Origin of the sequence: Pseudomonas sp. NBRC 111138, assembly GCF_001320835.1 — a bacterium.
GTDB lineage: Bacteria > Pseudomonadota > Gammaproteobacteria > Pseudomonadales > Pseudomonadaceae > Aquipseudomonas > Aquipseudomonas paracarnis.
The window spans coordinates 38405-60080 of record NZ_BCBO01000097.1 but is presented as its reverse complement, the minus strand read 5'-3'; the positions used below and the strand labels follow the sequence as shown (position 1 = coordinate 60080).

18 protein-coding genes and 1 tRNA gene are annotated in these 21676 nt (G+C 60.3%); 3 read left to right on the top strand and 16 right to left on the bottom strand.

The features are described from left to right. Position 1 precedes the first annotated feature (1 nt). The 14 genes from pqqE to rpsU all read right to left on the bottom strand — a co-directional run bounded on the left by pqqE (position 2) and on the right by rpsU (position 17529). Positions 2-1132: a pyrroloquinoline quinone biosynthesis protein PqqE gene (gene pqqE, locus APH41_RS18950; protein ID WP_052200001.1), complete on the bottom strand. Its 1131-nt coding sequence runs from the start codon at positions 1130-1132 to the stop codon at positions 2-4. Beyond that, positions 1125-1400: a pyrroloquinoline quinone biosynthesis peptide chaperone PqqD gene (gene pqqD, locus APH41_RS18945; protein ID WP_034128838.1), complete on the bottom strand. Its 276-nt coding sequence runs from the start codon at positions 1398-1400 to the stop codon at positions 1125-1127. The genes pqqE and pqqD overlap by 8 nt, the downstream gene beginning before the upstream one ends. After that, positions 1397-2149, bottom strand: a complete 753-nt coding sequence (gene pqqC, locus APH41_RS18940) for a pyrroloquinoline-quinone synthase PqqC (RefSeq protein WP_003194770.1) — start codon at positions 2147-2149, stop codon at positions 1397-1399. The genes pqqD and pqqC overlap by 4 nt, the downstream gene beginning before the upstream one ends. Positions 2150-2160: 11 nt before the next feature. Then, entirely contained in the window at positions 2161-3072 is a 912-nt protein-coding gene (pqqB, locus tag APH41_RS18935) for a pyrroloquinoline quinone biosynthesis protein PqqB (protein WP_034128837.1), read from the bottom strand. Between the two features lie 71 nt (positions 3073-3143). After that, positions 3144-3218: a pyrroloquinoline quinone precursor peptide PqqA gene (gene pqqA / locus APH41_RS28350; RefSeq protein WP_003194766.1), complete on the bottom strand. Its 75-nt coding sequence runs from the start codon at positions 3216-3218 to the stop codon at positions 3144-3146. A 158-nt stretch (positions 3219-3376) separates the two neighbouring features. Further along, a complete protein-coding gene (gene pqqF, locus APH41_RS18930; RefSeq protein WP_082430470.1) occupies positions 3377-5752 on the bottom strand; it encodes a pyrroloquinoline quinone biosynthesis protein PqqF in 2376 nt (791 codons plus the stop codon). A gap of 48 nt (positions 5753-5800) precedes the next feature. Beyond that, on the bottom strand, positions 5801-6595 hold the full coding sequence (locus APH41_RS18925; protein WP_054896786.1) for a carbon-nitrogen hydrolase family protein: 795 nt from the start codon (positions 6593-6595) through the stop codon (positions 5801-5803). A gap of 10 nt (positions 6596-6605) precedes the next feature. After that, positions 6606-8309, bottom strand: coding sequence for an NAD(P)/FAD-dependent oxidoreductase (locus tag APH41_RS18920; protein ID WP_034128835.1), 1704 nt, complete (start codon positions 8307-8309; stop codon positions 6606-6608). A gap of 147 nt (positions 8310-8456) precedes the next feature. Continuing rightward, positions 8457-8903, bottom strand: coding sequence for an Lrp/AsnC family transcriptional regulator (locus APH41_RS18915; RefSeq protein WP_003194755.1), 447 nt, complete (start codon positions 8901-8903; stop codon positions 8457-8459). 112 nt (positions 8904-9015) lie between these two features. Further along, positions 9016-9092: transfer RNA gene (locus APH41_RS18910), tRNA-Ile, on the bottom strand. A 15-nt stretch (positions 9093-9107) separates the two neighbouring features. Further along, positions 9108-12851 carry a bifunctional diguanylate cyclase/phosphodiesterase gene (locus APH41_RS18905; RefSeq protein ID WP_054920703.1) on the bottom strand — a complete coding sequence of 1248 codons (3744 nt, stop codon included), beginning with the start codon at positions 12849-12851 and terminating at the stop codon, positions 9108-9110. Between the two features lie 134 nt (positions 12852-12985). Further along, positions 12986-14833, bottom strand: coding sequence for an RNA polymerase sigma factor RpoD (gene rpoD, locus APH41_RS18900; RefSeq protein WP_054896790.1), 1848 nt, complete (start codon positions 14831-14833; stop codon positions 12986-12988). Between the two features lie 67 nt (positions 14834-14900). Continuing rightward, complete coding sequence (gene dnaG, locus APH41_RS18895) at positions 14901-16871, bottom strand: DNA primase (protein ID WP_032895025.1); 1971 nt, start codon at positions 16869-16871, stop codon at positions 14901-14903. 442 nt (positions 16872-17313) lie between these two features. After that, positions 17314-17529, bottom strand: a complete 216-nt coding sequence (gene rpsU / locus APH41_RS28345; protein WP_002551877.1) for a 30S ribosomal protein S21 — start codon at positions 17527-17529, stop codon at positions 17314-17316. A 203-nt stretch (positions 17530-17732) separates the two neighbouring features. On the opposite strand from rpsU, the gene tsaD reads away from it, so the two are divergent. Further along, the gene (gene tsaD / locus APH41_RS18885) at positions 17733-18758 is read left to right on the top strand and encodes a tRNA (adenosine(37)-N6)-threonylcarbamoyltransferase complex transferase subunit TsaD (RefSeq protein WP_003194748.1); all 1026 of its coding nucleotides are present in this window, start codon (positions 17733-17735) and stop codon (positions 18756-18758) included. 31 nt (positions 18759-18789) lie between these two features. Here tsaD and plsY read toward each other — a convergent pair whose 3' ends face one another. Continuing rightward, positions 18790-19359: a glycerol-3-phosphate 1-O-acyltransferase PlsY gene (gene plsY / locus APH41_RS18880; protein ID WP_034128830.1), complete on the bottom strand. Its 570-nt coding sequence runs from the start codon at positions 19357-19359 to the stop codon at positions 18790-18792. 74 nt (positions 19360-19433) lie between these two features. Between plsY and folB the strand changes: the two genes are divergently transcribed. Beyond that, entirely contained in the window at positions 19434-19787 is a 354-nt protein-coding gene (gene folB, locus APH41_RS18875) for a dihydroneopterin aldolase (protein ID WP_054896792.1), read from the top strand. Next, positions 19778-20296: a 2-amino-4-hydroxy-6-hydroxymethyldihydropteridine diphosphokinase gene (gene folK, locus APH41_RS18870; protein ID WP_054896793.1), complete on the top strand. Its 519-nt coding sequence runs from the start codon at positions 19778-19780 to the stop codon at positions 20294-20296. Before folB ends, folK begins: the two co-directional genes overlap by 10 nt. A 134-nt stretch (positions 20297-20430) precedes the next feature. Here the strand turns inward: folK and APH41_RS18865 are convergent, their stop codons facing one another. Beyond that, the gene (locus APH41_RS18865) at positions 20431-21660 is read right to left on the bottom strand and encodes a multifunctional CCA addition/repair protein (RefSeq protein WP_054920700.1); all 1230 of its coding nucleotides are present in this window, start codon (positions 21658-21660) and stop codon (positions 20431-20433) included. Positions 21661-21676: the final 16 nt, after the last annotated feature.

Genomic DNA, 21676 nt, shown 5'->3' with positions numbered 1-21676 from the left:
CTCAGCCTTTTGCAATGAGCCTTGAGTTGCGCTCATTGCGAAAGGCAAGTTGCTCGATGGTCTGGGTGGCATGTTCGGCCTCTTCCCGCGCTTGCAGGATGATGCCGTGCTGCTCGGATTTGCTGCATACAGGGTCGGCATTGCTGGCGTCACCAGTGAGCATGAATGCCTGGCAACGGCAGCCGCCGAAGTCCTTTTCTTTTTCGTCGCATGAACGGCATGGCTCAGGCATCCAGTCGTAGCCACGAAAGCGATTGAAGCCAAACGAGTCGTACCAGATGTGCTGCATGCTGTGGTCGCGCACATTGGGAAACTGCACGGGCATTTGCCTCGCGCCGTGACAGGGCAGTGCGGTGCCGTCGGGTGTGACTGTCAGGAAGATGCTGCCCCAGCCATTCATGCAGGCTTTGGGGCGCTCCTCGTAATAATCCGGTGTCACGAAGATCAGCTTGCAGGGGTGGCCTTCGGCTTCCAGTTTGGCGCGGTATTCATTGGTGATGCGTTCGGCGCGCACCAACTGCTCGCGGGTGGGCAGCAAGCCCACGCGGTTGAGCTGTGCCCAGCCGTAGAACTGGCAGGTGGCGAGTTCGACGAAATCCGCTTCCAGCGCAATGCACAGCTCGATGATGCGGTCGATCTTGTCGATATTGTGGCGATGGGTGACGAAGTTCAGCACCATCGGGTAGCCGTGGGCTTTCACCGCTCGGGCCATTTCCAGTTTTTGCGCGAAGGCTTTTTTGGAGCCGGCCAGCAGGTTGTTCACCTGTTCGTCACTGGCCTGGAAGCTGATCTGGATATGGTCCAGGCCGGCTTTCTTGAAGTCGCTGATTTTTTGTTCGGTGAGGCCGATGCCAGAGGTGATCAGGTTGGTGTAGAAACCCAGCTTGCGAGCCTCGCCGATCAGCTCGGCCAAGTCCTGGCGCACCAGCGGCTCGCCGCCGGAAAAACCCAACTGCGCAGCACCCATTTCACGGGCTTCGCGAAATACCTTGATCCATTGTTCGGTGCTCAGCTCTTTGCCCTGCTCGGCGAAATCCAGCGGGTTGGAGCAATACGGGCACTGCAGCGGGCAGCGATAGGTCAGCTCGGCCAGCAGCCACAGAGGCAGGCCTATGGCTGGCTTTTCAGGCAAGGGTGATCCAGTGCTCAGCACGGGCGACCTCCATGAATTGCTCGATGTCGTCACTCAGCTCTGGCACACCGGGGAACTGCTTATCCAGCTCGGCAATGATTGCCGCAACGTCGCGCTCGCCGTCGATCAGGCCACCGATCAATGCGGCGCTATCGTTGAGCTTGATCATGCCTTCGGGGTAGAGCAATACGTGGCCTTTCTGAGCAGGCTCGTACTGGTAGCGATAGCCCTGGCGCCAGGTCGGTTTTTTGCTGCGATCAAAGCTCATAGGGTGATCCCTTTATGCCATACCCGCTGTTCGGTCACGCTGTGATACGGCGGGCGTTTGAGTTCGTAGGCCATGCTCATGGCGTCCAGCATGCTCCAGAGGATGTCCAGTTTGAACTGGAGAATTTCCAGCATGCGCTCCTGCCCCTCGCGGGTGGTGTAGTGCTGCAGGGTGATCGCCAAGCCGTGTTCCACATCGCGACGGGCTTGGCCCAGGCGTGTGCGGAAGTATTCGTAACCGGCCGGGTCGATCCACGGGTAATGCTGGGGCCAACTGTCGAGGCGCGACTGGTGGATTTGCGGCGCGAACAGCTCGGTCAGCGAGCTGCTGGCGGCTTCCTGCCAGCTGGCGCGGCGGGCGAAGTTGACATAGGCGTCCACGGCGAAGCGTACGCCGGGCAGCACCAACTCCTGGGAGCGCAGTTGATCGGGGTCCAGGCCCACGGCCTGGCCCAGGCGCAGCCAGGCTTCGATACCGCCGTCTTCACCGGGCGCGCCGTCATGGTCGAGCAGGCGCTGGATCCATTCGCGACGGATTTCACGGTCTGGGCAGTTGGCCAGGATCGCCGCGTCTTTCAGCGGGATATTCACTTGATAGTAGAAGCGATTGGCGACCCAGCCCTGGATCTGCTCACGGCTGGCGCGGCCTTCGTACATCGCCACATGGTAGGGGTGATGGATATGGTAGAAGGCGCCCTTGGCGCGCAGGGCGGCTTCGAACTCAGCCTTGCTCAACGGTGTGTCGGTCATTTCGATCGCTCCTACAATTCAATGCTCATGCCGTCGTAAGCCACTTCGACATTGCGCCGCACCAGCTCCGCTCGCTCGGGGGAGTCTTCATCGAGGATCGGGTTGGTGTTGTTGATGTGGATAAGCACTTTGCGCTGTTTGGGCAGTTGCTCGAGCACTTCAAGCATGCCGCCGGGGCCGTTCTGTGCCAGGTGGCCCATCTCACGCCCGGTGCGGGTGCCGACGCCACGGCGCTGCATTTCATCGTCGTCCCACATCGTGCCGTCCACCAGCAGGCAGTCACTGCCGGCCATGATGTCCAGCAGCGGTGCGTCGACCTTGCCCAGGCCCGGGGCGTAGAACAATTTGCCGCCGGTGCGCAGGTCTTCGACGATCAGGCCAATGTTGTCACCGGGGTGCGGGTCGAAACGGTGCGGCGAATAGGGCGGTGCGGCGCTGCGCAACGGCAGCGGGGTGAAGCGCAGGTTGGGGCAGGCCGGGATGGTGAAGCTGGCGTCCAACTCGATGCGGTTCCAGGCCAGGCCACCGTTCCAGTGGGTCAGCATGGTGAACAACGGGAAACCGGTGCTCAGGTCTTCGTGGACCATGTCGGTGCACCACACCTGGTGCGGGCAGCCTTCGCGCAGGCTCAGCAGGCCAGTGGTATGGTCGATCTGGCTGTCCATCAGGATGATTGCGCTGATGCCGGTATCGCGCAGGGCGCGGCCCGGTTGCATGGGCGCAAAGCCCTGGAGTTGTGCGCGGATATCCGGCGAGGCATTGCAGAGCACCCAATTCACGCCATTGTCGGAGATCGCGATGGATGACTGGGTACGCGCCTGGGCCCGCAGGCTGCCATCGCGAAAACCTGCGCAGTTCACGCAGTTGCAGTTCCACTGCGGGAAGCCACCGCCGGCGGCGGAACCTAGAATCTGGACAAACATGATCGCTCCATCAAGCACAGCTCAAAACAAAAACGCCCCGGGCGAACCGAGGCGTTGTGTCACTCAGCCAATTAACGGCTGGCGAAGTACATGGTGACTTCGAAACCAATACGCAGATCAGTGTAAGCAGGTTTGGACCAGGTCATATTCTTACTCCTATCAAGGGATGGGACGTTCACTACCAAGTAATACATATAGTCCACCTCCCATTGGAGATGTTCAGATATTGCTGCGCAATGTTACGCAATTTTATTCAAGTTAGCGCTGTCTCGGTGGAGAAAGCCTGTTGCAGGGTTGGCAACGATCACGGCGCTGCTTGCCAGTCGTCGCTGATGCGCGGCCCGTTGGCCACGCATTGCCAGCCGCCTGCGGCGTTATTGAGTTGTTGCGCGGCGCGCTGCACATCCTCGCGTGTGCACGCTTGGATCAACTGTTGAAGCTGATCCAGATAACCCGACGAATGGCCTGCCAGGTGCGCATGCCAGAGCAAGTCGGCAGCTTCGTTGATAGGCAGCGTCTGGGCCGCGAACTGCTGTGCGAGGGCCTGGTTACCCAAGTCGGGACTGCGCTCGATCAACGACGGCAGTTGCCCCAGGAAGGCCCGCAACTGTTGGACGATGCCGTCTAGGGAGAGGGTGGGCGACTGCACCCCAAACAACAGGCCTGTTTGGCCATTGATCTGTCGGATGCCGCTGAACACGGCGTAGCCGATTTGCAGTTCGACTCTCAAGCGCTGGTAGAACGGCCCCTGGAGCACGTGCCCGAGCAACCGCCAGTTGGCTTCATCGGCTAGGGATTGAGTCGGCGTCGGGCAGAATAACAGTAGCGCTGCTTCGCTTGATTCGGTGCTGACTGCGTGCCAGCGCTTTTGTCCGTCAAGGACGTGAGGTGTATAAGGCACGCTTGCCGGTTGCCCAGGCAGCCGGGCCGCTGCGGCTTTGTTCGCGGCTTCACAGGCGGTGGGCAGGCCAGCGCCCAGCGCCTGCCAGCGCGCGGTAGCCCATGATGCTGTTGTCTCCTGAGGCTGGGGCTGAACACCCGCGCAGCAAGCGGGCAACGCCTTGAGCAGTTCCCGGATGGCGATCATCGGCACGGGAGCGGTCGGTGGCAAAGGTTCATCCGAGTTACTCAGACACCGCGCCAACGCTTCGAGCACCGCCGGCATGGGCTCGTGGAGGCCGTGCATCTTCACCAGCCAGTCAGTGGCGATCGTTTCGCAAGACAACTCGACGCCCGCCTGCCGTGCCTGTTCGCGCAACGGCCGCAACAGGCTTTCCAGCCCGGTGGGTACCGCCGAGTCAAACCGCCAGCGCAGGTACAGCGCGCCTTCGCCAGTGTCATCCGCCAAAGCCTGGCTGAAGGTCAACGCTGACAGTTCCCGTCGGCCCCGTGAGCGATCCTGAGCAAAGGTACGCAAGCCACGGTGGGCGCTGGTTTGGCCGCGAATCAGGCCGGCGCGTTCTTCCTTGGCGGGCGCACGAAGCAAAGGGTTATTGGGCGGCAGTTGCCAAGGGTGCCGTGAGGCGGGCAGGTGCAGTGAGTCGAGCATGGCCTTGAGGACTGCGGCGCCTTGTTCCGACAGGTCTTGGGCATCGTTGCGCGCCAACGCCAGGGCGCCTTGGACCTGTTGCTGGCGAGCATTGAGTAAGGCGAACTCTTCGCGTAATGCTGTCCAGTCGCTGTGTGCGAAGAAACTCAGCCAGTCGTGCAGCAACTCTTCGATCGACGTGGCCGGTTCGCGCGCGCTGCCGAGAGTGAAGTGGATATCCAGCACGGCTTGATCCGCGAATTGGTACAGCACGGACGCCTGCAGCGCGGTGGCCAGTCGTCGTGCTTGCAGCTCGGCGAGCAACCCACCGGCGGCCGAGGCGTTGAGCCAGGTGCAGAGAAACGCCAGCGCTTCCCGTGGCGCGTTACAGGTAATGACCTGATGCAGGTGTTGGCCGGCGACGTGCTGATAACGGTGTGCCGGGCCATGCATCAAGGCCGGTGGAGCGGCCTGCGGGTGCAATGGGCCGGGCGTCAGTTGGTCACTGAACTGCTGGGCCAAGGCCTGCAGGTCGGCCAGCGATTGTGGACCGGCGAGGCTCAAGGTCATCTGCCCGCTTTGATAAAAGCGTGTATGGAACCCTCGCAAGGCATGCTGAAAGTCGTCGCTTTCCACCGGCAGGCTGTCGCGGTTGCCGGCATGAAAACCGCGCAAGGGATGATCCGCCGCCAAGCCTTGCAGCAGCGTCACTTGCTGTTGGGCCTTGGCATCCTGGGACCAGGCGATGAACTCCGCCTCCAGCACTTCGCGTTCACGTTGTTGATCGTCGAGGGCCAGGCGCGGGTGAGCCAGCATATCCGCCAAACGCGCCAGCCCGTCTGCAAAAACCGGCACCGGCAGTTCAAAGAAGAACTCGGTGGTGCGCTCACGGGTGCTGGCGTTGACCTGCCCACCGTGGCGCTGCACGTAGGCCATCAGCCCTTCGCCGGCTGGAAAACGCTCGGTACCGAGAAACAACAAGTGCTCAAGAAAATGCGCCAGCCCAGGCCAGGCCAATGGCACGTCATGGCTGCCGGCAGCCACGTGTAAAACGGCGGCGCAGCGTTTCAAGCGTGGCGCATGGCGCAGGCAAACCCGCAGGCCATTGGCGAGGGGCAGGTGAAGGGGATGAGGGTGAACCGGCGCAGGCATGGGCACTTCCGAGGCGTGGGAAGTGCCTATGCTAGCAAACCCAATGGGTCAGGGCTTGTGCAGTGCGCCGTAGAGTTCGGCGCGACGGTCTTGCAGGTAGTGGTTGGCGGCGCGGGCGTCGACAATAGATTGGCGATCCAGGGTGCCGACGATCAAGGCTTCATCCAGGCCGGCCTGGGCAATTCGCTGGCCGTCCGGCGCGGCAATGCTGCTTTGCCCGCAGTAGCGAATCTCGCCTTCGTGCCCGCAGTAGTTGGCATAGGCTACAAAACACTGGTTTTCAAAGGCTCGCGCCCGCACGGTGACGTCGGCAACAAAGTCGAACGGCACCATATTGGCGGTGGGCACCAGAATCAGTTCGGCACCGGCGAGGGCCAGGCGCCGGGTGTTTTCCGGAAACTCCAGGTCGTAGCAAATCAGCATGCCCACCTTCCAACCGTTCAATTCCACCACCGGAAAATCATCGGAGCCGGCGCTGAACATCGAATGGTCAAGATCGCCAAACAAGTGGGTCTTGCGGTAGTTGCACAGGCGCGTGCCCTGGGCGTCGATCAACTGCACGGCGTTGTAGACCTGGCCGTCTTCGGCCCGTTCCGGGTAGCCATACAGGATCGCCAGCCCGGCACTTTGCGCCAGTTCGGCAATCGCCTGCGCCGATGGCCCATCCTGTGCCTCGGCCAGTGCGCCAACGGCTTCGGCGCCAATGTTATAGCCGGTGAGGAACATCTCTGGCAGCACCAGCACATCGGCGCCGTGTGCCTCATGGGCCAGTTGATGCAGGCGCTGCAGGTTGGCGGCCACATCCAGCGGCAGCGGCGGGCATTGGTACAGGGCGACACGCATGCTCAACTCCTTATTCTGCCAGGGCGATTGGCCCTATTTCATCGAACACGTCGCCTGGGCCTGGGTTCTCCGGGTGGGTGCTGCCACCGAAGTGGTTCATGATGCCCCATACCGCGTTGAGCGAGGTTTGTACCGCGCCTTCGACCCAGGCAGGCGTCCACGATACATCATCACCCGCGATGAAGATCCCGCGTTGTTCGGCGGGCATATCCTTCTGCATGAAGTGCGCATACATCCGTTGGTTGTAACGATAGTGACCGGGCAAGGCACCTTTGAAGGCCCCGAGGAAATGCGGGTCGGCCTCCCAGGACACGGTGATCGGGTCGCCGATGATGCGCGCCTTGATGTCGACTTTGGGGTAGATCTTCTTCAGTGCATCCAGGGCCAGTTTCACCCGCTTGTCGATGGGCTGGGGCAGCATCTTCAGCGCGTCGCTCATCCACGAGTAGGACAGGCAGATCACCCCCGGCTTGTCGTCGCCGTTATCGAATAGGTAGGTGCCACGGGTCAGGCGGTCGGTGAGGGTCATGCTCATCAGGTCGCGACCGGTTTGCGGGTCTTTGTCTTTCCAGAATGGGCGGTCAACCATCACGAAGGTTTTCGAGGACTGCATGTAGCGAGTGCGATCCAGGGCCATCCACATTTTTTGTGAGAACAGGGTTTCGTCGCATTCGATCTGGGTGGTCAGCAACCAGCTTTGGCAGGTGGTCAGCACCGCCGCGTATTCACGGGTGTCGCCATAGTTGTCGGTAACGGCGAAACGGCCATCGGCGGCGTGGGCGATGCGCTTCACGCCGGCCCGTGGCGCACCTCTATGCAGCGAGCTCAGGCTGGTACCGGCCGGCCAGTGGGCGCAGCGTTCCGGCACATGGCGCCAGATGCCCATGGGCACTTGGGCCACGCCACCGACGATCAAGTGTTGATGATCATCGCAGTTGGTCATCACCACGCGGAAAATTTCCAGCATGGAGTTGGGGAAGTCAGAGTCCCAGCCGCCGGTACCGAAACCGACCTGGCCAAACACCTCGCGGTGGTGGAACGACAATTTGGCGAAGGCTTTGGAGGTGGCGACGAAGTCGTAGAAGGTACGGTCATCCCACAGCGGCACGAGCTTGTTCCACAACTCTTTGAGGCGCGGCACGTCGCGGTCGCGGATCGCCTGCTGGATATCGCCGAACTGCGAACCGGCCTCCAAGGCGTCGGCCCAGGCATCGGCGACTTCCTGGAACAGTGCCGGTAAATCGGAAAGTTTTTGCGCGTAGTGAGTCTGGCCTTCCAGATCGATCACAGTGCTGCCGGACGCCGGCGTCAGCGGGTTGGGAAAGGGCTTGGTTTCCAGTCCCAGCTTGTCCACGTAATGGTAGAACGCCGTGGACGACACCGGGAACCGCATGCCGCCCAGCTCGGCGATGATGCCTTCGGCGCCTTCAAAGGCCTGCGAGCGCAAGCGGCCTCCCATCTTCGAGGCTTCATACACCACGGGCTTGAGCCCGAGTTTCATCAGCTCGTAGGCCGCGACCAGGCCCGCGATCCCGGCGCCGACGATCGCCACTTCGGCGCCGTGATTAGCCGCAGGAATACTGCCCAGCCCGGCGGGGTGTTCGATCCAGTCATCAAAGGCAAACGGGAAATCCGGGCCGAAGATGGTGATGGGTTTCTTGCCATCGCCCGGGTGGCGATTGGGCTTGCTGAGAGTGCTGGACGGAATGCTCATGGCTGACCTTACTGACGGCTCGGCGGGAGGAGGGCCCGTTGAGTATAGGAAAAGATGGCAGCCAGTTTAGGGAACGTTACGCGCGTTAATAAGACGCAATCTGTCGTCGGATTGCGCTAGTTTTAGTCAATGTGACGAGCTAAGTGGTCAGATTGGTTGTCCGCGATCCAATTTGTTACTGAGGATGATCGAGGTGGTGGTTTTCTCCACGCCGTCGACACTGCCGATCTGGTCCAGCAATTGGTCCAGTTGCTCCGGCGAATCGGTGCGCAGCCAAGCCACGTAATCGAACTCCCCACTCACCGCGCACAGCTGCTGCACTTGCGCCATGGCGCTCAGCCTGCGCAACACCTCTTTGCCGGAGCGGGGTTGCACGGTAATGCCCACGTAAGCCTGCAACCCACCATCCGCAACGCGCTGGCCCAGGCGCACGCCGTAACCGGTGATGACCTGGGTTTTCTCCAGGCGGGCCAGACGCGACGTGACGGTGGTGCGGGCGATGCCCAACTGCCTGGCGAGCATGGCCACGCTTTCACGGGCGTTGAGCTGCAGGGCGGCGATCAGTTGGCGGTCGATTTCGTCTAGGGCGGGCAAGGGGAGAGCTCCAGTGCGGGAGGGCAATGGGCAAGCATGGTACAGGCTTGGCCTGGCTGAAAGAACCGTGATGCCAGATACGCAAAAGCCGCGCAGTGCGCGGCTTTGAGTATGGTGGGCCCAGTAGGACTCGAACCTACGACCAAGGGATTATGAGTCCCCTGCTCTAACCAACTGAGCTATAGGCCCTCAGTAGGTCGCGGATTATAGCGATGGTTTGTTCACTGTGCCATCCGAAAAATCCTTGTGCCGTGTACGAAGGAAGCTGGCGGCAAAAAGCTCCGGCGGCAGGGGCAGGCTGACGATGTAGCCTTGCATCTGTTCACACCCCTCGCTTGCGAGGAATGCTTGTTGTGCCGGGGTTTCTACGCCTTCGGCGATGATGGTGAATTGCATGCTGTGGCCAAGGGCGATGATGGCGCGCACGATGGCTGCATCGTGAGGGTCGTCGGGCAAGCCGCGGACGAAGGATTGATCGATCTTGAGGAAGTCCAGCGGCAGGCGTTTGAGGTAGCTGAGGGACGAGTAGCCGGTGCCGAAATCATCGATTGCCAGCTGTACGCCCAGGCGCTTGAGTTGGTGCAACACCGCCAGTGCTTCTTCGGCTTGGCTCATGATGAAGTTTTCGGTGATCTCCAGCTGCAGGCAGCCGGGTTCGAGGTGGTAATCGCGCAGCAGTTGTTCGATGCGTGACAGCAGGTTGGGGTGACGCAGTTGCGCGCCTGCGAGGTTGACCGAGAGGGGGCCGAAATCCTCGAAAGCCGCTTGCCAGGCGTGCAGCTGCCGGCACGCCTGTTCCAGTACCCAGTCTCCGATTTGCAGGATCATGCCGTTCTCTTCGGCCAGGGCAATAAAGTGTTCGGGCGGGACCTCGCCCAAGGTCGGGTGGTGCCAGCGGATCAAGGCTTCGGCACCGATCAGTTGTTGGGTGACCAGGCTGCGTTTGGGTTGGTAATACAGGCTCAATTCTTCACGTTCGATGGCGCGGCGCAGTTCGTGCTCCAGCGCTACGCGTTCATTGGCCTGGGCGGTCAGGTCGCGGGTGTAGCGCTCGACCCGGTTGCGCCCCTTGGCTTTGGAGCGATACATCGCGGCGTCGGCATTTTTGACCAGGGTGGCGACGTCGGTACCGTCTTGCGGATACAGACTGGTGCCGATACTCGCGCTGATGAAGAACTCATGCTCGCCGGCCTGGAATGGCGGGGTAAAACAGTCGAGCAGTTTGTTCGCCAAGTGCTGGGCGTCGCTGGCCTGTTGCAAGCCGGGCAGCAGGATGATGAATTCGTCGCCGCCCAGGCGAGCAACGGTGTCCACGTCCCGCAACTGCTCCTTGAGGCGTACGGCGATGTCTTTGAGCAGCAGGTCGCCGACCGGGTGGCCGAGGCTGTCGTTGATGTGCTTGAAGCGGTCGAGGTCGAGAAACAGCACCGCGCCCTGTTTACCACTTTCCTGCTGGCCGTTGAGTGCGGCCTGCAGCCGGTTTTCAAACAGGGTGCGGTTGGGCAGGCCAGTCAATGGGTCGTGGTGGGCCTGATAATCCAGGCGGGCCTGGGCCAGCTTGAGGCTGGAGATGTCGGCAAACACAGCAACGAAGTGCGTGACCAATTGCTCGCGGTTACGCACAGCGCTGATGGTCAGCCAGCTCGGATACACCTCGCCGTTCTTGCGGCGGTTGGAGATCTCTCCTTGCCAGTGGCCATGGCTCGTCAACTGGTGCCACATCGCCGCATAGAACGCGCTGTCGTGCAGGCCGGAGGCGAGCAAGCGCGGGGTATGGCCAAGGGCTTCAACCTCGCTGTAGCCGGTTATCTCCGTGAAGGCGCGGTTGACGGCGCTGATGTTCTGTCGTGTGTCGGTGATCAAGACGCCTTCGGCGGTGCTTTCGAACACCGTGGCGGCCTGCTGCAGTTTTTCCTGCATCAACTGGCGTTCGGTGATGTCCCGGGCGATGGTCAGCATGCAATCTTCGTCGCCAATCGGCAGTGGGCGGCTGGACACTTCGCACAGGCGAATCTGGCCGTCGGCACGACGGATATGACAGATGAAATCGCGGACAAAGCCGTCGCGTTGCATCAATTCCAGCATGTGCTTGCGTTCGTTGAGGTCGACCCAGATGCCCAGGTCCAAGGCAGATTGGTCGAGTGAAGAGGCGCTGGTGAAGCCGGTCAGGTGGCTGAAACCTTCGTTCACTTCAATCAGCAGGCCATCCCTTTGGCGACTCAGTAGTAAACCGTCGGGGGAAGCATGGAATGCCTTGGCGAATTTCTCTTCGGAGGTTTGCAACTGCTGTTGGGTTTCCTTGAGCTCGGTGATATCGCGCACCACCACCACTAGGGCTTCAGTGGTATCGAGTTGGAACGGCTCAGCTGAGATCAGCCCGGTAAATGCCTGACCATTGCTGCGCAGAAAGGACATTTCCAGGTTACGGATACTGGTGGTCTGTACCCGCTGCAGCAAATCCGGACCGACGCCCTGAATGCCCCATATATTCAGATCTGAGGCGGTTTTTCCTACCACCTCGTCGGCGCGCAGCCCAATCTGGTCCTCGAATGCCTTGTTGACCTCCAGCAGGCAGCCATCAGACATCCGGGCAATCACCAGGATGTCCGGGCACTGCTGAAACACCGAGGCAAATTTCTGCTCGGACAATTGCAGGGCTTCTTCGGTGCGCTTGGCTTCGCTGATATCGATCATCAGGCCGCGCAGCACTGGCTCGTGGCCGTGTTCGATCAGGCTGACAATGTCACGTACCCACAGGCAGCGGCCATCAGCGGTGATGACCCGGTAATCAATACTGTGATCACGGTTGGCACGAGTTTCCCGATAGCAATAGGCCTCGGCGCGGGTCAGGTCAGCGGGATGGATGATGTTGCGCCAGAAGCCTGGAATCAGCCAATGGGCGCGGGGATAGCCAAGTAGGTCTTCGGCATGGGGCGACACATAGCTGTAGGTGAAGTCGCTGATGCTTGCTTCCCAGGCGATGGCGGACAAGCTCTCCACCAAGCCGCGATAGTGGTACTCGCTGCTTCGCAGTTCTTGCTCAAGGGCGACCCGACGGGAAATTTCCGAGCTGAGCCGGCGATTGATCCGAATGACGATCGCCAGCACCGTACTCAACAGCAGCACCGCTGGCAGGCCGTACGTGAGCAGGTCAGCCCAGAAGGTACGGTGATCGGTGAAGCTGCCGACCCAGTGTTGCTGGATCGCATCAGTTTCCGCTGAACTGAGATCGGCGAGGACTTTGTCCAGGATGCCCACCAGGATTTTCTCATCCCGCGGCACGCCCATCGCCAGTTGGTAGCGGTAGGGCGTTTCGCCGCTAACGTACAGGCCGTCGAGCTTGAGTTGGCGCAAGCTCCAGACGCTGGAGGCGAGGTCGCCGACCACGGCATCCACTTCATCGGTGGCCAGGGCTTGCAGCGTCGAACTGACGTTGGGCAGGGCGACCAGATTCAGGTCCGGATGGTGGGTGCGGAGCAATTCATGGGGGGCGTAGTTCTCCACCACGGCAATTTTCAGCCCGTACAAATCCTTGAGGCTGCGTGGTTTCGCGCCGCCTTCATGGGCCAGGATGACGATGGGAAAGTCGAGATAGGGGCGTGTGAAGGCCAGGAAGTTTTGGCGTTCGGGGGTGGACATAATGCCCGGCAGCAGGTCGAGCTGATTATTGCGGGCTTGTTCAAGCACTGCGGTCCAGTTAACCGGTTCGATCAGTTTGATTCGCACACCCAGGCGGTCCTGGAGCAGGCGTACGTAATCGGCTGCCAAGCCCTGATATCGGCCATTTTCATCGCGATATTCAAAAGGTGGCCAAGACGCATCCACGCCTAGGCGCAGCTCCTGATGGTCCGCCAACCAGCTACGCTCATCATCCGTAAGAGTCAACGCGCCAGCCGTTGCGGTCCAGGTCAGCAGCGACAGCAGTATCACGGTCGGCAATCTGGGCATAACGGTCTCGTTATGGCACGGGGAATGTCTCGAGTGTAGACGGGCATTGCGAGGGTGGGGTGGTGCGGGGCAGTTAATCTGTCAAAGCAATCGGTAGAAAGCAAAACCCCCGGCCTGGGCCGGGGGTTCTGGTATCACTCGTCGAGGAAGGAGCGCAGATGCTCGCTTCGCGTCGGGTGGCGCAACTTGCGCAGCGCCTTGGCTTCGATCTGACGGATCCGCTCACGGGTCACGTCAAACTGCTTACCGACTTCCTCAAGGGTGTGGTCGGTATTCATGTCGATGCCGAAACGCATGCGCAGTACCTTGGCTTCACGGGCAGTGAGGCCGGACAGTACGTCGCGAGTCGCTTCTTTCAAGCTCTCAACAGTGGCGACATCGATTGGCGACTGCATGGTCGAGTCTTCGATGAAGTCGCCCAGATGGGAGTCTTCGTCATCACCAATCGGCGTTTCCATGGAGATCGGCTCTTTAGCGATCTTCAATACCTTGCGGATTTTATCCTCAGGCATTTCCATGCGTTCGCCCAGCTCTTCCGGAGTCGGTTCGCGACCCATTTCCTGCAACATCTGCCGGGAAATTCGGTTGAGCTTGTTGATGGTCTCGATCATGTGCACCGGAATACGGATGGTGCGGGCCTGGTCGGCGATCGAGCGAGTGATCGCCTGACGGATCCACCAGGTGGCATAAGTCGAGAACTTGTAGCCGCGACGGTATTCGAACTTGTCCACCGCCTTCATCAAGCCGATGTTGCCTTCCTGGATCAGATCAAGGAACTGCAGGCCACGGTTGGTGTACTTCTTGGCGATGGAGATCACCAGACGCAAGTTCGCTTCAACCATCTCTTTTTTCGCGCGGCGGGCCTTGGCCTCACCGATCGACATGCGACGGTTGATGTCTTTGATTTCTGCAATCGTCAGGCCGGTTTCGGTCTCAAGCGCGGTCAGCTTCTGCTGGCAACGGATGATATCGGGCTGCAGGCGACCTATGGCTTCGGCGTATTTCGCCTTGCCCTTGGCCAGTGCGTCGCTCCAGCTTTCGTCAACTTCGTTGCCCGGGAACTGGCGCAGGAAATCGGTACGCGGCATGCGCGCATCACGCACACAGAGCTGCATGATCGCACGCTCTTGGGCACGCAGACGCTCAAGAGCACTGCGAACACGCTCAACCAGGCCTTCGAATTGCTTGGGCACCAGCTTGATCGGCATGAACAGCTCAGCCAGAGCCACCAGCTCGGCAATTGCCTGCTTGTTGCCGCGACCGTGCTTCTTCAGGGCCTTGCGGGTGATTTCCATTTGATCGGAAACCGCACCGAAGCGCTGGGCCGCGATGACCGGGTCTGGACCGCTTTCGGCTTCTTCTTCGTCGTCGCTGCTTTCAGCTTCGTCGTCGTCGGAGTCGTCGTCCGCTTTTGCGGCTTTCGCATCAACAGGCGGCGGTACTTCGGCGGCAGGCGGCGCAATGCCGTCGTCCGGGTCGATATAACCGCTCAGGACGTCGGACAGGCGGCCACCTTCGGTGGTGACGCGGGTGTACTCGGCGAGAATGTGGTCAACCGTGCCAGGGAAGTGCGCAATGGCGCCCATCACTTCACGGATACCCTCTTCGATACGCTTGGCGATTTCGATCTCGCCTTCGCGTGTCAGCAGCTCGACGGTACCCATTTCGCGCATATACATGCGCACAGGGTCTGTCGTGCGGCCGATATCGGTCTCTACTGCAGCCAGCGCGGCAGCAGCTTCCTCAGCGGCGGCCTCGTCGGTATCAGCGTCGGCCAGCATAAGGGAATCCTTATCTGGCGCGACTTCGAATACGTTGATCCCCATGTCGTTAATCATGCGGATGATGTCTTCCACCTGCTCAGGATCTGAAATATCCTCAGGCAGGTGGTCGTTGACCTCCGCGTAAGTCAGGTAACCCTGCTCACGACCAAGAAGTATCAACTCTTTGATACGAGACTGCTGTTGCGCTTTTCCGGACATAACACCCTATCCACTGAAGGTCTTGGCGGGCAAAAAACAAGCCGAGGATTATACCCGAGCTATGACCTCACACGCCAGCTGAGGTCGGGTTTGATGCGTAAACATTCTGTTTTAAGAGGTCGCGCATCTGTTTTGCTATCTGAATCTGCTCTTCAGCCGATAATCCCGGCTGCCTTGCTCTCTTGATAAGTTCATCGAGGGTCTGAGTGTGTTGACCCGCGGATAACCTATTAATGGTGTCTAAAAACTGTTGTTCAAGGTTGTCGCCGTCAATTAGCCACTCCTTTTCCGCCAGTGCCCGCAATAAACGGCCCTGTTCCGTGCCATGCCAGCGAGCCATCAACTGGATTGAGTTTAGCTTAGGGTTTTTCTGCACGGCTTCGATCAGTGCGATAAGCACCTGAGCATAGGTATTGCTCTCGTTGGCAAAGTGGTCGGCACTTTCAACCTTACCGGCCAATTGCGGGTGATGAATCAGTGTGCGCAGTGCAATCAATGTGGGGGCTTCCACCGCTACGGGCGTGCGTGGTGCGTAGGCTTCATCGCGATCACCGCGTTTGCCGTTTTTGCTCCAGGGCTTTTTGTCCCACTTCTTGCCGCCGGCGCCGGGCTTCTTCGGCGTCCATTCCTGTTGGGGGGCGAAGGCCTCCTGAGGTTGGTGGAAGTCGGCATAGTCCGGCATGGCGTCGTAATCCATGCCGGGGTCGTAGGCTGGCGGTGCATCCTGCGGGGCGCTGTGCACCAGCTGGCTTACGGCTTCACCGCTTAAACCAGTGATCTCCAGCAGGCGCTGGCGCATCAGCGTGCGCAAATTAGCGCCCGGGACTTTGTCGATCAGCGGCGCCGCGAGGGTGGCCATATGGGCCTTGCCTTCGAGGGAGCGCGGGTCGGCTTCTTCGGTCAGCTGCTGGAAAAAATAATCCGCCAGCGGCTGCGCATGTTGATTGATACGTGCGCGGAACGCGTCGGTACCTTCCGAGCGCACCAGGGTGTCCGGGTCTTCGCCTTCAGGCAGGAACAGGAAGCGTGCGCGGCGCCCATCCTGCAGGCTCGACAGCGTGGCTTCGAGCGCGCGCCAGGCGGCGTTGCGGCCCGCCTGGTCGCCGTCGAAGCAAAACAGCACGCTGGGCACGACGCGGAACAGGCGCTTCAAATGTTCTTCGCTGGTGGCGGTGCCGAGGGTCGCGACCGCGTTGCGCAAGCCTTGTTGGGCCAGGGCGATCACGTCCATATAGCCTTCAACCACGATGATCTCGTCGAGGTTGCGGTTGTTCTTGCGCGCCTCGAACAGGCCGTAGAGTTCCTGGCCCTTGTGGAACACCGGGGTCTCCGGAGAGTTCAGGTACTTGGGCTTGTCGTCCCCGAGTACACGGCCGCCGAAGGCGATGATGCGGCCACGGCTGTCGCGGATCGGGAACATCACCCGGTCGCGGAAGCGGTCATAGCGCTTGCCGGTCTCGGCGTTTTCCACCAGCAGGCCGGCATCGATCATGGCCTTTTGCTGGAGGGTGTCGCTGCTCAGGTGTTTATACAGATTGTCCCAGCCCGGCGGAGCGAAGCCGAGGCCGAAGTCCCGAGCGATTTCGCCGGTGAGGCCGCGCCCTTTAAGGTAATCGACAGCGGCCTTGCGCTGCGGATGGCTCTTGAGTGCCTGGCGGTAAAAGTCGGCAGCAGCGGTGAGCAGCGGATACAGCGGCGAATCGGTGGGTTGCCGCGGTTTGTGCGGCCGGCCACTTTCTTCGCGGGGCACTTCCATGCCGGCGGCTTTCGCCAGGTCCTCGACAGCCTGGGGGAAGTCCAGGTTGTCGTGGTCCATCAGGAAGCCCAGGGCATTCCCGCCCGCCCCGCAACCGAAGCAGTAATAGAACTGCTTGTCGGGGCTGACGCTGAAGGATGGGGTTTTTTCTTTATGAAAAGGGCAGCAGGCGGTGTAGTTTTTGCCGGCTTTTTTCAGCTGTACGCGTGAGCTGACAACATCGACGATGTCGGTGCGGTTCAGAAGGTCGTCAATAAAGCTCTGGGGAATCAGCCCGGCCATGGCGTTCTCGTCATCACTGCGTGTAAATGAGGGCCCGTGACGTGTTCAAGCGCACGTAAGGAGTGCTCGATCATCATCGTCTGCATGGGTCATCAGGGAGTGTATCTGCCGAATATTTACTGAGGATAGTTTCTGATCAGTCTTCGGCATGGAAATGTTGCCCGGGCGTCCGGTCTAGGCCAATGGCGGCCTCGGAAACGCATCGTTGGGCACAGCCGATACAGTTGATCGTCTGTTTGAAGAATAGGTGTGCTCGTCAGTAGCCTTGTTAGGCTCGTCAGAAGAGACGTGCACCGCTGGCAAAAGAGCCAGCCCTGACGTGTGAAGCAGTGTCTCGGTCGCATGTGCGGCGTCGACGGTGAAGCATCAAGCGATATCCGCAAATGCCAACAGCCCGGCTGAGGGCCGGGCTTGGCAGAAGCTTGCTACGAACGTCTGTGTATTAGTACAGACGAACGGCGCGGCGCTGTTCGCGCTGAACTTTCTTAGCGTGACGCTTAACAGCGGCTGCTGCTTTGCGCTTACGCTCAGAAGTTGGCTTCTCATAAAATTCGCGGCTACGAACTTCAGCCAGAACACCGGCTTTTTCGCAGGAGCGCTTGAAACGACGCAGAGCTACGTCGAAGGGTTCGTTCTCTTTTACTTTGACGGCTGGCATCCAGAGCTACCTTCTTTCATTACCGGGAATCAACGTTCTCGTCGCAAAAAATTCGCGGCTGAGGTCGTCGGTTTTTAAGGGTTGCGGATGTTAACCCCTCATTGCCCGGAATGCAAAGCCTCTGATCGAAAACCGCTAGTCGGGAGGGGGAGTGGCGACTATTATGCGCGCCTTCGAATTCAGCCTCTACAAGGCGCAAACCCATGCTAGTACTGGGACTTGAAACCTCCTGCGACGAAACCGGAGTCGCACTATACGACAGTGAACGCGGGCTTTTGGCCGATGCACTGTTCAGTCAGATCGACCTGCATCGCGCCTATGGCGGCGTGGTGCCGGAGCTTGCCAGCCGCGATCACGTCAAGCGCATGCTGCCGTTGATCCGCCAGGTGCTGGATGAAGCCGGCTGTGTGGCAACCGAGATCGATGCCATCGCTTACACCGCCGGCCCCGGATTGGTCGGAGCCCTGCTGGTTGGGGCCTCTTGCGCCCAGGCGTTGGCGTTTGCCTGGGGTATTCCTGCCCTTGGTGTGCACCATATGGAAGGCCATTTGTTGGCGCCCATGCTGGAAAAAACACCGCCGGAGTTCCCGTTCGTCGCTTTGTTGGTTTCGGGGGGGCATACGCAGCTGGTTCAGGTGGACGGGATCGGCCAATACACACTGTTGGGCGAGTCGCTGGACGATGCCGCCGGTGAAGCGTTCGACAAAACCGCGAAGATGATGGGACTTAATTATCCGGGTGGTCCGGAAATCGCCCGCCTTGCCGAGAACGGCGTTGCCGGTCGCTACACCTTCCCGCGGCCGATGTGTGATCGTCCTGGCTTGATGTTCAGTTTCAGCGGCTTGAAAACCTCTGCCTTGAACACCTGGCAGCAGAGCGTCAGCGCCGGGGACGACGGCCAGCAAGCCCGTTGCGACATCGCGCTGGCGTTCCAGCAGGCTGTGGTGGAGACTTTGACCATCAAGTGCAAGCGCGCCCTGAAACAGGCGGGCATGAAGCGGCTGGTGATCGCAGGCGGCGTCAGCGCCAACAAGGCGTTGCGCAGTTCCCTGGAAAAAATGCTCGGCGACATGAATGGCAATGTGTTCTACGCACGCCCTGAGTTCTGCACTGACAACGGCGCAATGATCGCCTATGCCGGTTGCCAGCGCTTGCAGGCCGGACAGCACGAAAGCCTGGCGATCAGCGTGCAGGCGCGCTGGCCGATGGAACAATTGCCGCCGTTGTAAGGTTCAAGGGCGCCGAGTCCAGGCGGGATATTTAAAAATGCCGTTCGCGCCCGGCAAACAGGTCGCGTAGATTGCCGCGGTGGCGCCAGACGATCAGCAGTGTCAGCACGCTCATCGGTAACAGCGCTTGCGGTTCCTGCCAGGCCAGCAACGGCAGGGTCAGCGGCGTAGCAATCAGCGCGGCCAGCGAGCTGGTACGGGTCAGGTAGAACGTCAGCAGCCAGGCGAGCATGGCCAGTAACGCCGCAGGGGGGTAAATACCCAGCAGCATGCCGGCCGCCGTGGCTACGCCCTTGCCGCCGCGAAAACGGAAGTACAACGGGAACAGGTGGCCCAGGACGGCACATAGGCCCACCCAGGCTTGCTGCTGCAAGCCAAGGCCGACGAGGCTGGCGATCAGCACGGGCAGCAGGCCCTTGCAAACGTCGCCCAGCAAGGTCAGGACGGCGAGTTTCTTGCCGGCCAGGCGCAACATATTGGTGGCGCCGGCATTGCCTGAGCCACTCATTCGCGGATCGGGGTTTCCCGTCAAGCGGCTGAGCAAAATGGCGAAGGACAGCGAGCCGAGCAGGTAGGCGAAAATCGCCAGTGACCAAAACATGCTAACTATTCCGGGCGAGGACGCCCTGATTCTAACGGGGCATCGCGCCCTTGTCGTGCTGCGGAGAAAAGTGCTTGGACAGAGTGTTTATCGAAGGCCTGGAAGTCGACACCGTGATCGGGGCTTACGACTGGGAGCGCGGAATCCGGCAATGCCTGCGCCTGGACCTGAGCTTCGCCTGGGATAATCGCCCAGCTGCGGCCGGTGATGACCTGACCCTGGCACTGGATTACGCCAGGGTGTCTGCGCGTATCCAGGCCTTTGCCGAGCAGTCCCAGTACCAACTGGTGGAAACCTTTGCCGAGCGTCTGGCCGAAGTGCTGATGAGTGAATTCCAGATTCCCTGGCTGCACCTCAAGTTGACCAAGCCCGGCGCGGTGCCGGCTGCCAAGGGCGTGGGCGTGGAGATCGAGCGCGGATGTCATTGACTCAGGTTTACCTCGGGCTTGGCAGCAATATCGACCGCGAGGCTCGTCTATGTGCCGGCTTGGATGCGTTGGCCGGTTTCTTGACGGATATGCGCTGTTCGGCGGTGTTCGAAAGCCAGCCGGTGGGGATCAAAAGTGGGCCGTTTTTCAATCTGGTGGTGTCGGCTTATACCGACCTGCCGTTGATGGAGTTGGATCGTCGTTTGAAATCCATCGAGGCTGACAATGGCCGCTACGCGCCAGACCGCAAAGGCCTGCCGCTGGATATCGATGTGTTGTTGTATGGCGATCTGGTGGGCAATTTCGATGGCTTGATCTTGCCGCGAGCCGAAATCCTGAAAAACGCCTTTGTGTTGTGGCCGCTGTCGATGATGGCGCCGGACCGTATGCACCCTGAGGCTGGCAGGACAATGGCCGAATTATGGCGAGACGCGCAGATTGATCAGGTATTGGCACCGGTTGCGTTCGAATGGCAGGGTCAGCCACTCACGCCACGAGCTGTTTTGTAGGAGCCGAGCTTGTTGTGGCGAGGGAGCTTGCTCCCGCTGGGCTGCGCAGCAGCCCCATTATCTTGGGAGCGCTTCGCACTGGAGCGCCAGCCCGGTCCCGCGGGAGCAAGCTCCCTCGCCACAACGGCCATCGCCTAAGGAGAGGGGTTTTCCTTGTAGGCTTTCAATGCGCTTAACCGTTCGCGCTTGAGCGCATCGCCCAGTTCGGGACCTTTGAAACCCTTTTCTAGCAGCGGCGCGACCGGCACTTCGCGTGCAGCCTTTGCCGCTCCGCGCAAATAATCGGCCTGTGGATAACTGCGCTGTTCAAAACCCTTGCGGCCACGAGCGTCCATTTCGCAGGCCACCACGAACTCCTCAAAGCATTGCGGCCGACGGTACACGTCGAAGCTTTGCAGCAACTCCAGCAATGTCGAGGCCTTGAGTTCAAGCGCTCGATGCCCGTGAGTATGATATTGCCCCACCAGCAAGGCCAACTCCTGGCAATCCCTCGGCACCTTGAAACGCTCGTTCACCGCTTTGATCAGCTTCAAGCCGCGATGTTCGTGGGCAATGTGCTGCGGCAACTTATCCACAGGTGTCAGGCCTTTGCCCAGGTCGTGCAGCAGGCAGGCCCAGCGCACGCTCAGCGGTTGCTTGTGCAGGGCAGCTTGTTCCAGCACGCTCAAGGTGTGCACGCCGGTGTCAATTTCCGGGTGGTGAGCTGCGGGCTGCGGCACGCCGAACAGCGCATCCACCTCCGGCATCAAGGTTTTCAGCGCGTGGCAGTCACGCAGTACATGGATAAATACCTGGGGTTGATCTTCCATCAGCGCCCGTGAGATTTCCTTCCAGCTACGCTCGGGGGTAAGGGCCTCCAACTCGCCGGACTCACTGAGTTGGCGCATTAACTCCAGGGTCTCAGGGGCGACTGTGAAGCCAAGAGGCGCATAGCGCGCGGCGAAACGCGCAACGCGCAGTACACGGAGGGGATCTTCGGCGAACGCCGGAGAAACATGCCGTAAAATATGCGCTTCAAGGTCGCGTTGGCCCTGATAAGGATCGGTCAGGTTACCCTCGTCGTCCTCCGCCATGGCGTTGATGGTCAGGTCACGCCGAATCAGGTCTTCTTCCAGCGTAACGTCGGGGCTCGCATGGAATATAAAGCCGCCGTAACCCCGGCCATTCTTGCGTTCGGTGCGAGCAAGGGCGTATTCGTCACCGTTCTTCGGGTCGAGAAATACCGGGAAATCGGCGCCTACCGGTTTATAACCCTTGGCGAGCATCTCTTCGGCCGTCGCGCCAACGACGACGCGGTCTATATCGGTGACCTTGATGCCCAGTAGGCGATCACGCACGGCGCCGCCGACTTTGTAGATTTTCATGAAAAAGCCTCCATTA

What these genes read in the sequence shown, in the direction of transcription:
- rpsU (WP_002551877.1), bottom strand. Translation starts at nt 17,529, where the DNA reads ATGCCAGCCGTCAAAGTAAAAGAGAACGAACCCTTCGACGTAGCTCTG.
- APH41_RS18925 (WP_054896786.1), bottom strand. Translation starts at nt 6,595, where the DNA reads ATGCGTGTCGCCCTGTACCAATGCCCGCCGCTGCCGCTGGATGTGGCC.
- dnaG (WP_032895025.1), bottom strand. Translation starts at nt 16,871, where the DNA reads ATGGCCGGGCTGATTCCCCAGAGCTTTATTGACGACCTTCTGAACCGC.
- pqqF (WP_082430470.1), bottom strand. Translation starts at nt 5,752, where the DNA reads ATGCCTGCGCCGGTTCACCCTCATCCCCTTCACCTGCCCCTCGCCAAT.
- plsY (WP_034128830.1), bottom strand. Translation starts at nt 19,359, where the DNA reads ATGTTTTGGTCACTGGCGATTTTCGCCTACCTGCTCGGCTCGCTGTCC.
- pqqD (WP_034128838.1), bottom strand. Translation starts at nt 1,400, where the DNA reads ATGAGCTTTGATCGCAGCAAAAAACCGACCTGGCGCCAGGGCTATCGC.
- tsaD (WP_003194748.1), top strand. Translation starts at nt 17,733, where the DNA reads ATGCTAGTACTGGGACTTGAAACCTCCTGCGACGAAACCGGAGTCGCA.
- folK (WP_054896793.1), top strand. Translation starts at nt 19,778, where the DNA reads ATGTCATTGACTCAGGTTTACCTCGGGCTTGGCAGCAATATCGACCGC.
- pqqB (WP_034128837.1), bottom strand. Translation starts at nt 3,072, where the DNA reads ATGTTTGTCCAGATTCTAGGTTCCGCCGCCGGCGGTGGCTTCCCGCAG.
- APH41_RS18905 (WP_054920703.1), bottom strand. Translation starts at nt 12,851, where the DNA reads ATGCCCAGATTGCCGACCGTGATACTGCTGTCGCTGCTGACCTGGACC.
- rpoD (WP_054896790.1), bottom strand. Translation starts at nt 14,833, where the DNA reads ATGTCCGGAAAAGCGCAACAGCAGTCTCGTATCAAAGAGTTGATACTT.
- APH41_RS18865 (WP_054920700.1), bottom strand. Translation starts at nt 21,660, where the DNA reads ATGAAAATCTACAAAGTCGGCGGCGCCGTGCGTGATCGCCTACTGGGC.
- APH41_RS18920 (WP_034128835.1), bottom strand. Translation starts at nt 8,309, where the DNA reads ATGAGCATTCCGTCCAGCACTCTCAGCAAGCCCAATCGCCACCCGGGC.
- pqqC (WP_003194770.1), bottom strand. Translation starts at nt 2,149, where the DNA reads ATGACCGACACACCGTTGAGCAAGGCTGAGTTCGAAGCCGCCCTGCGC.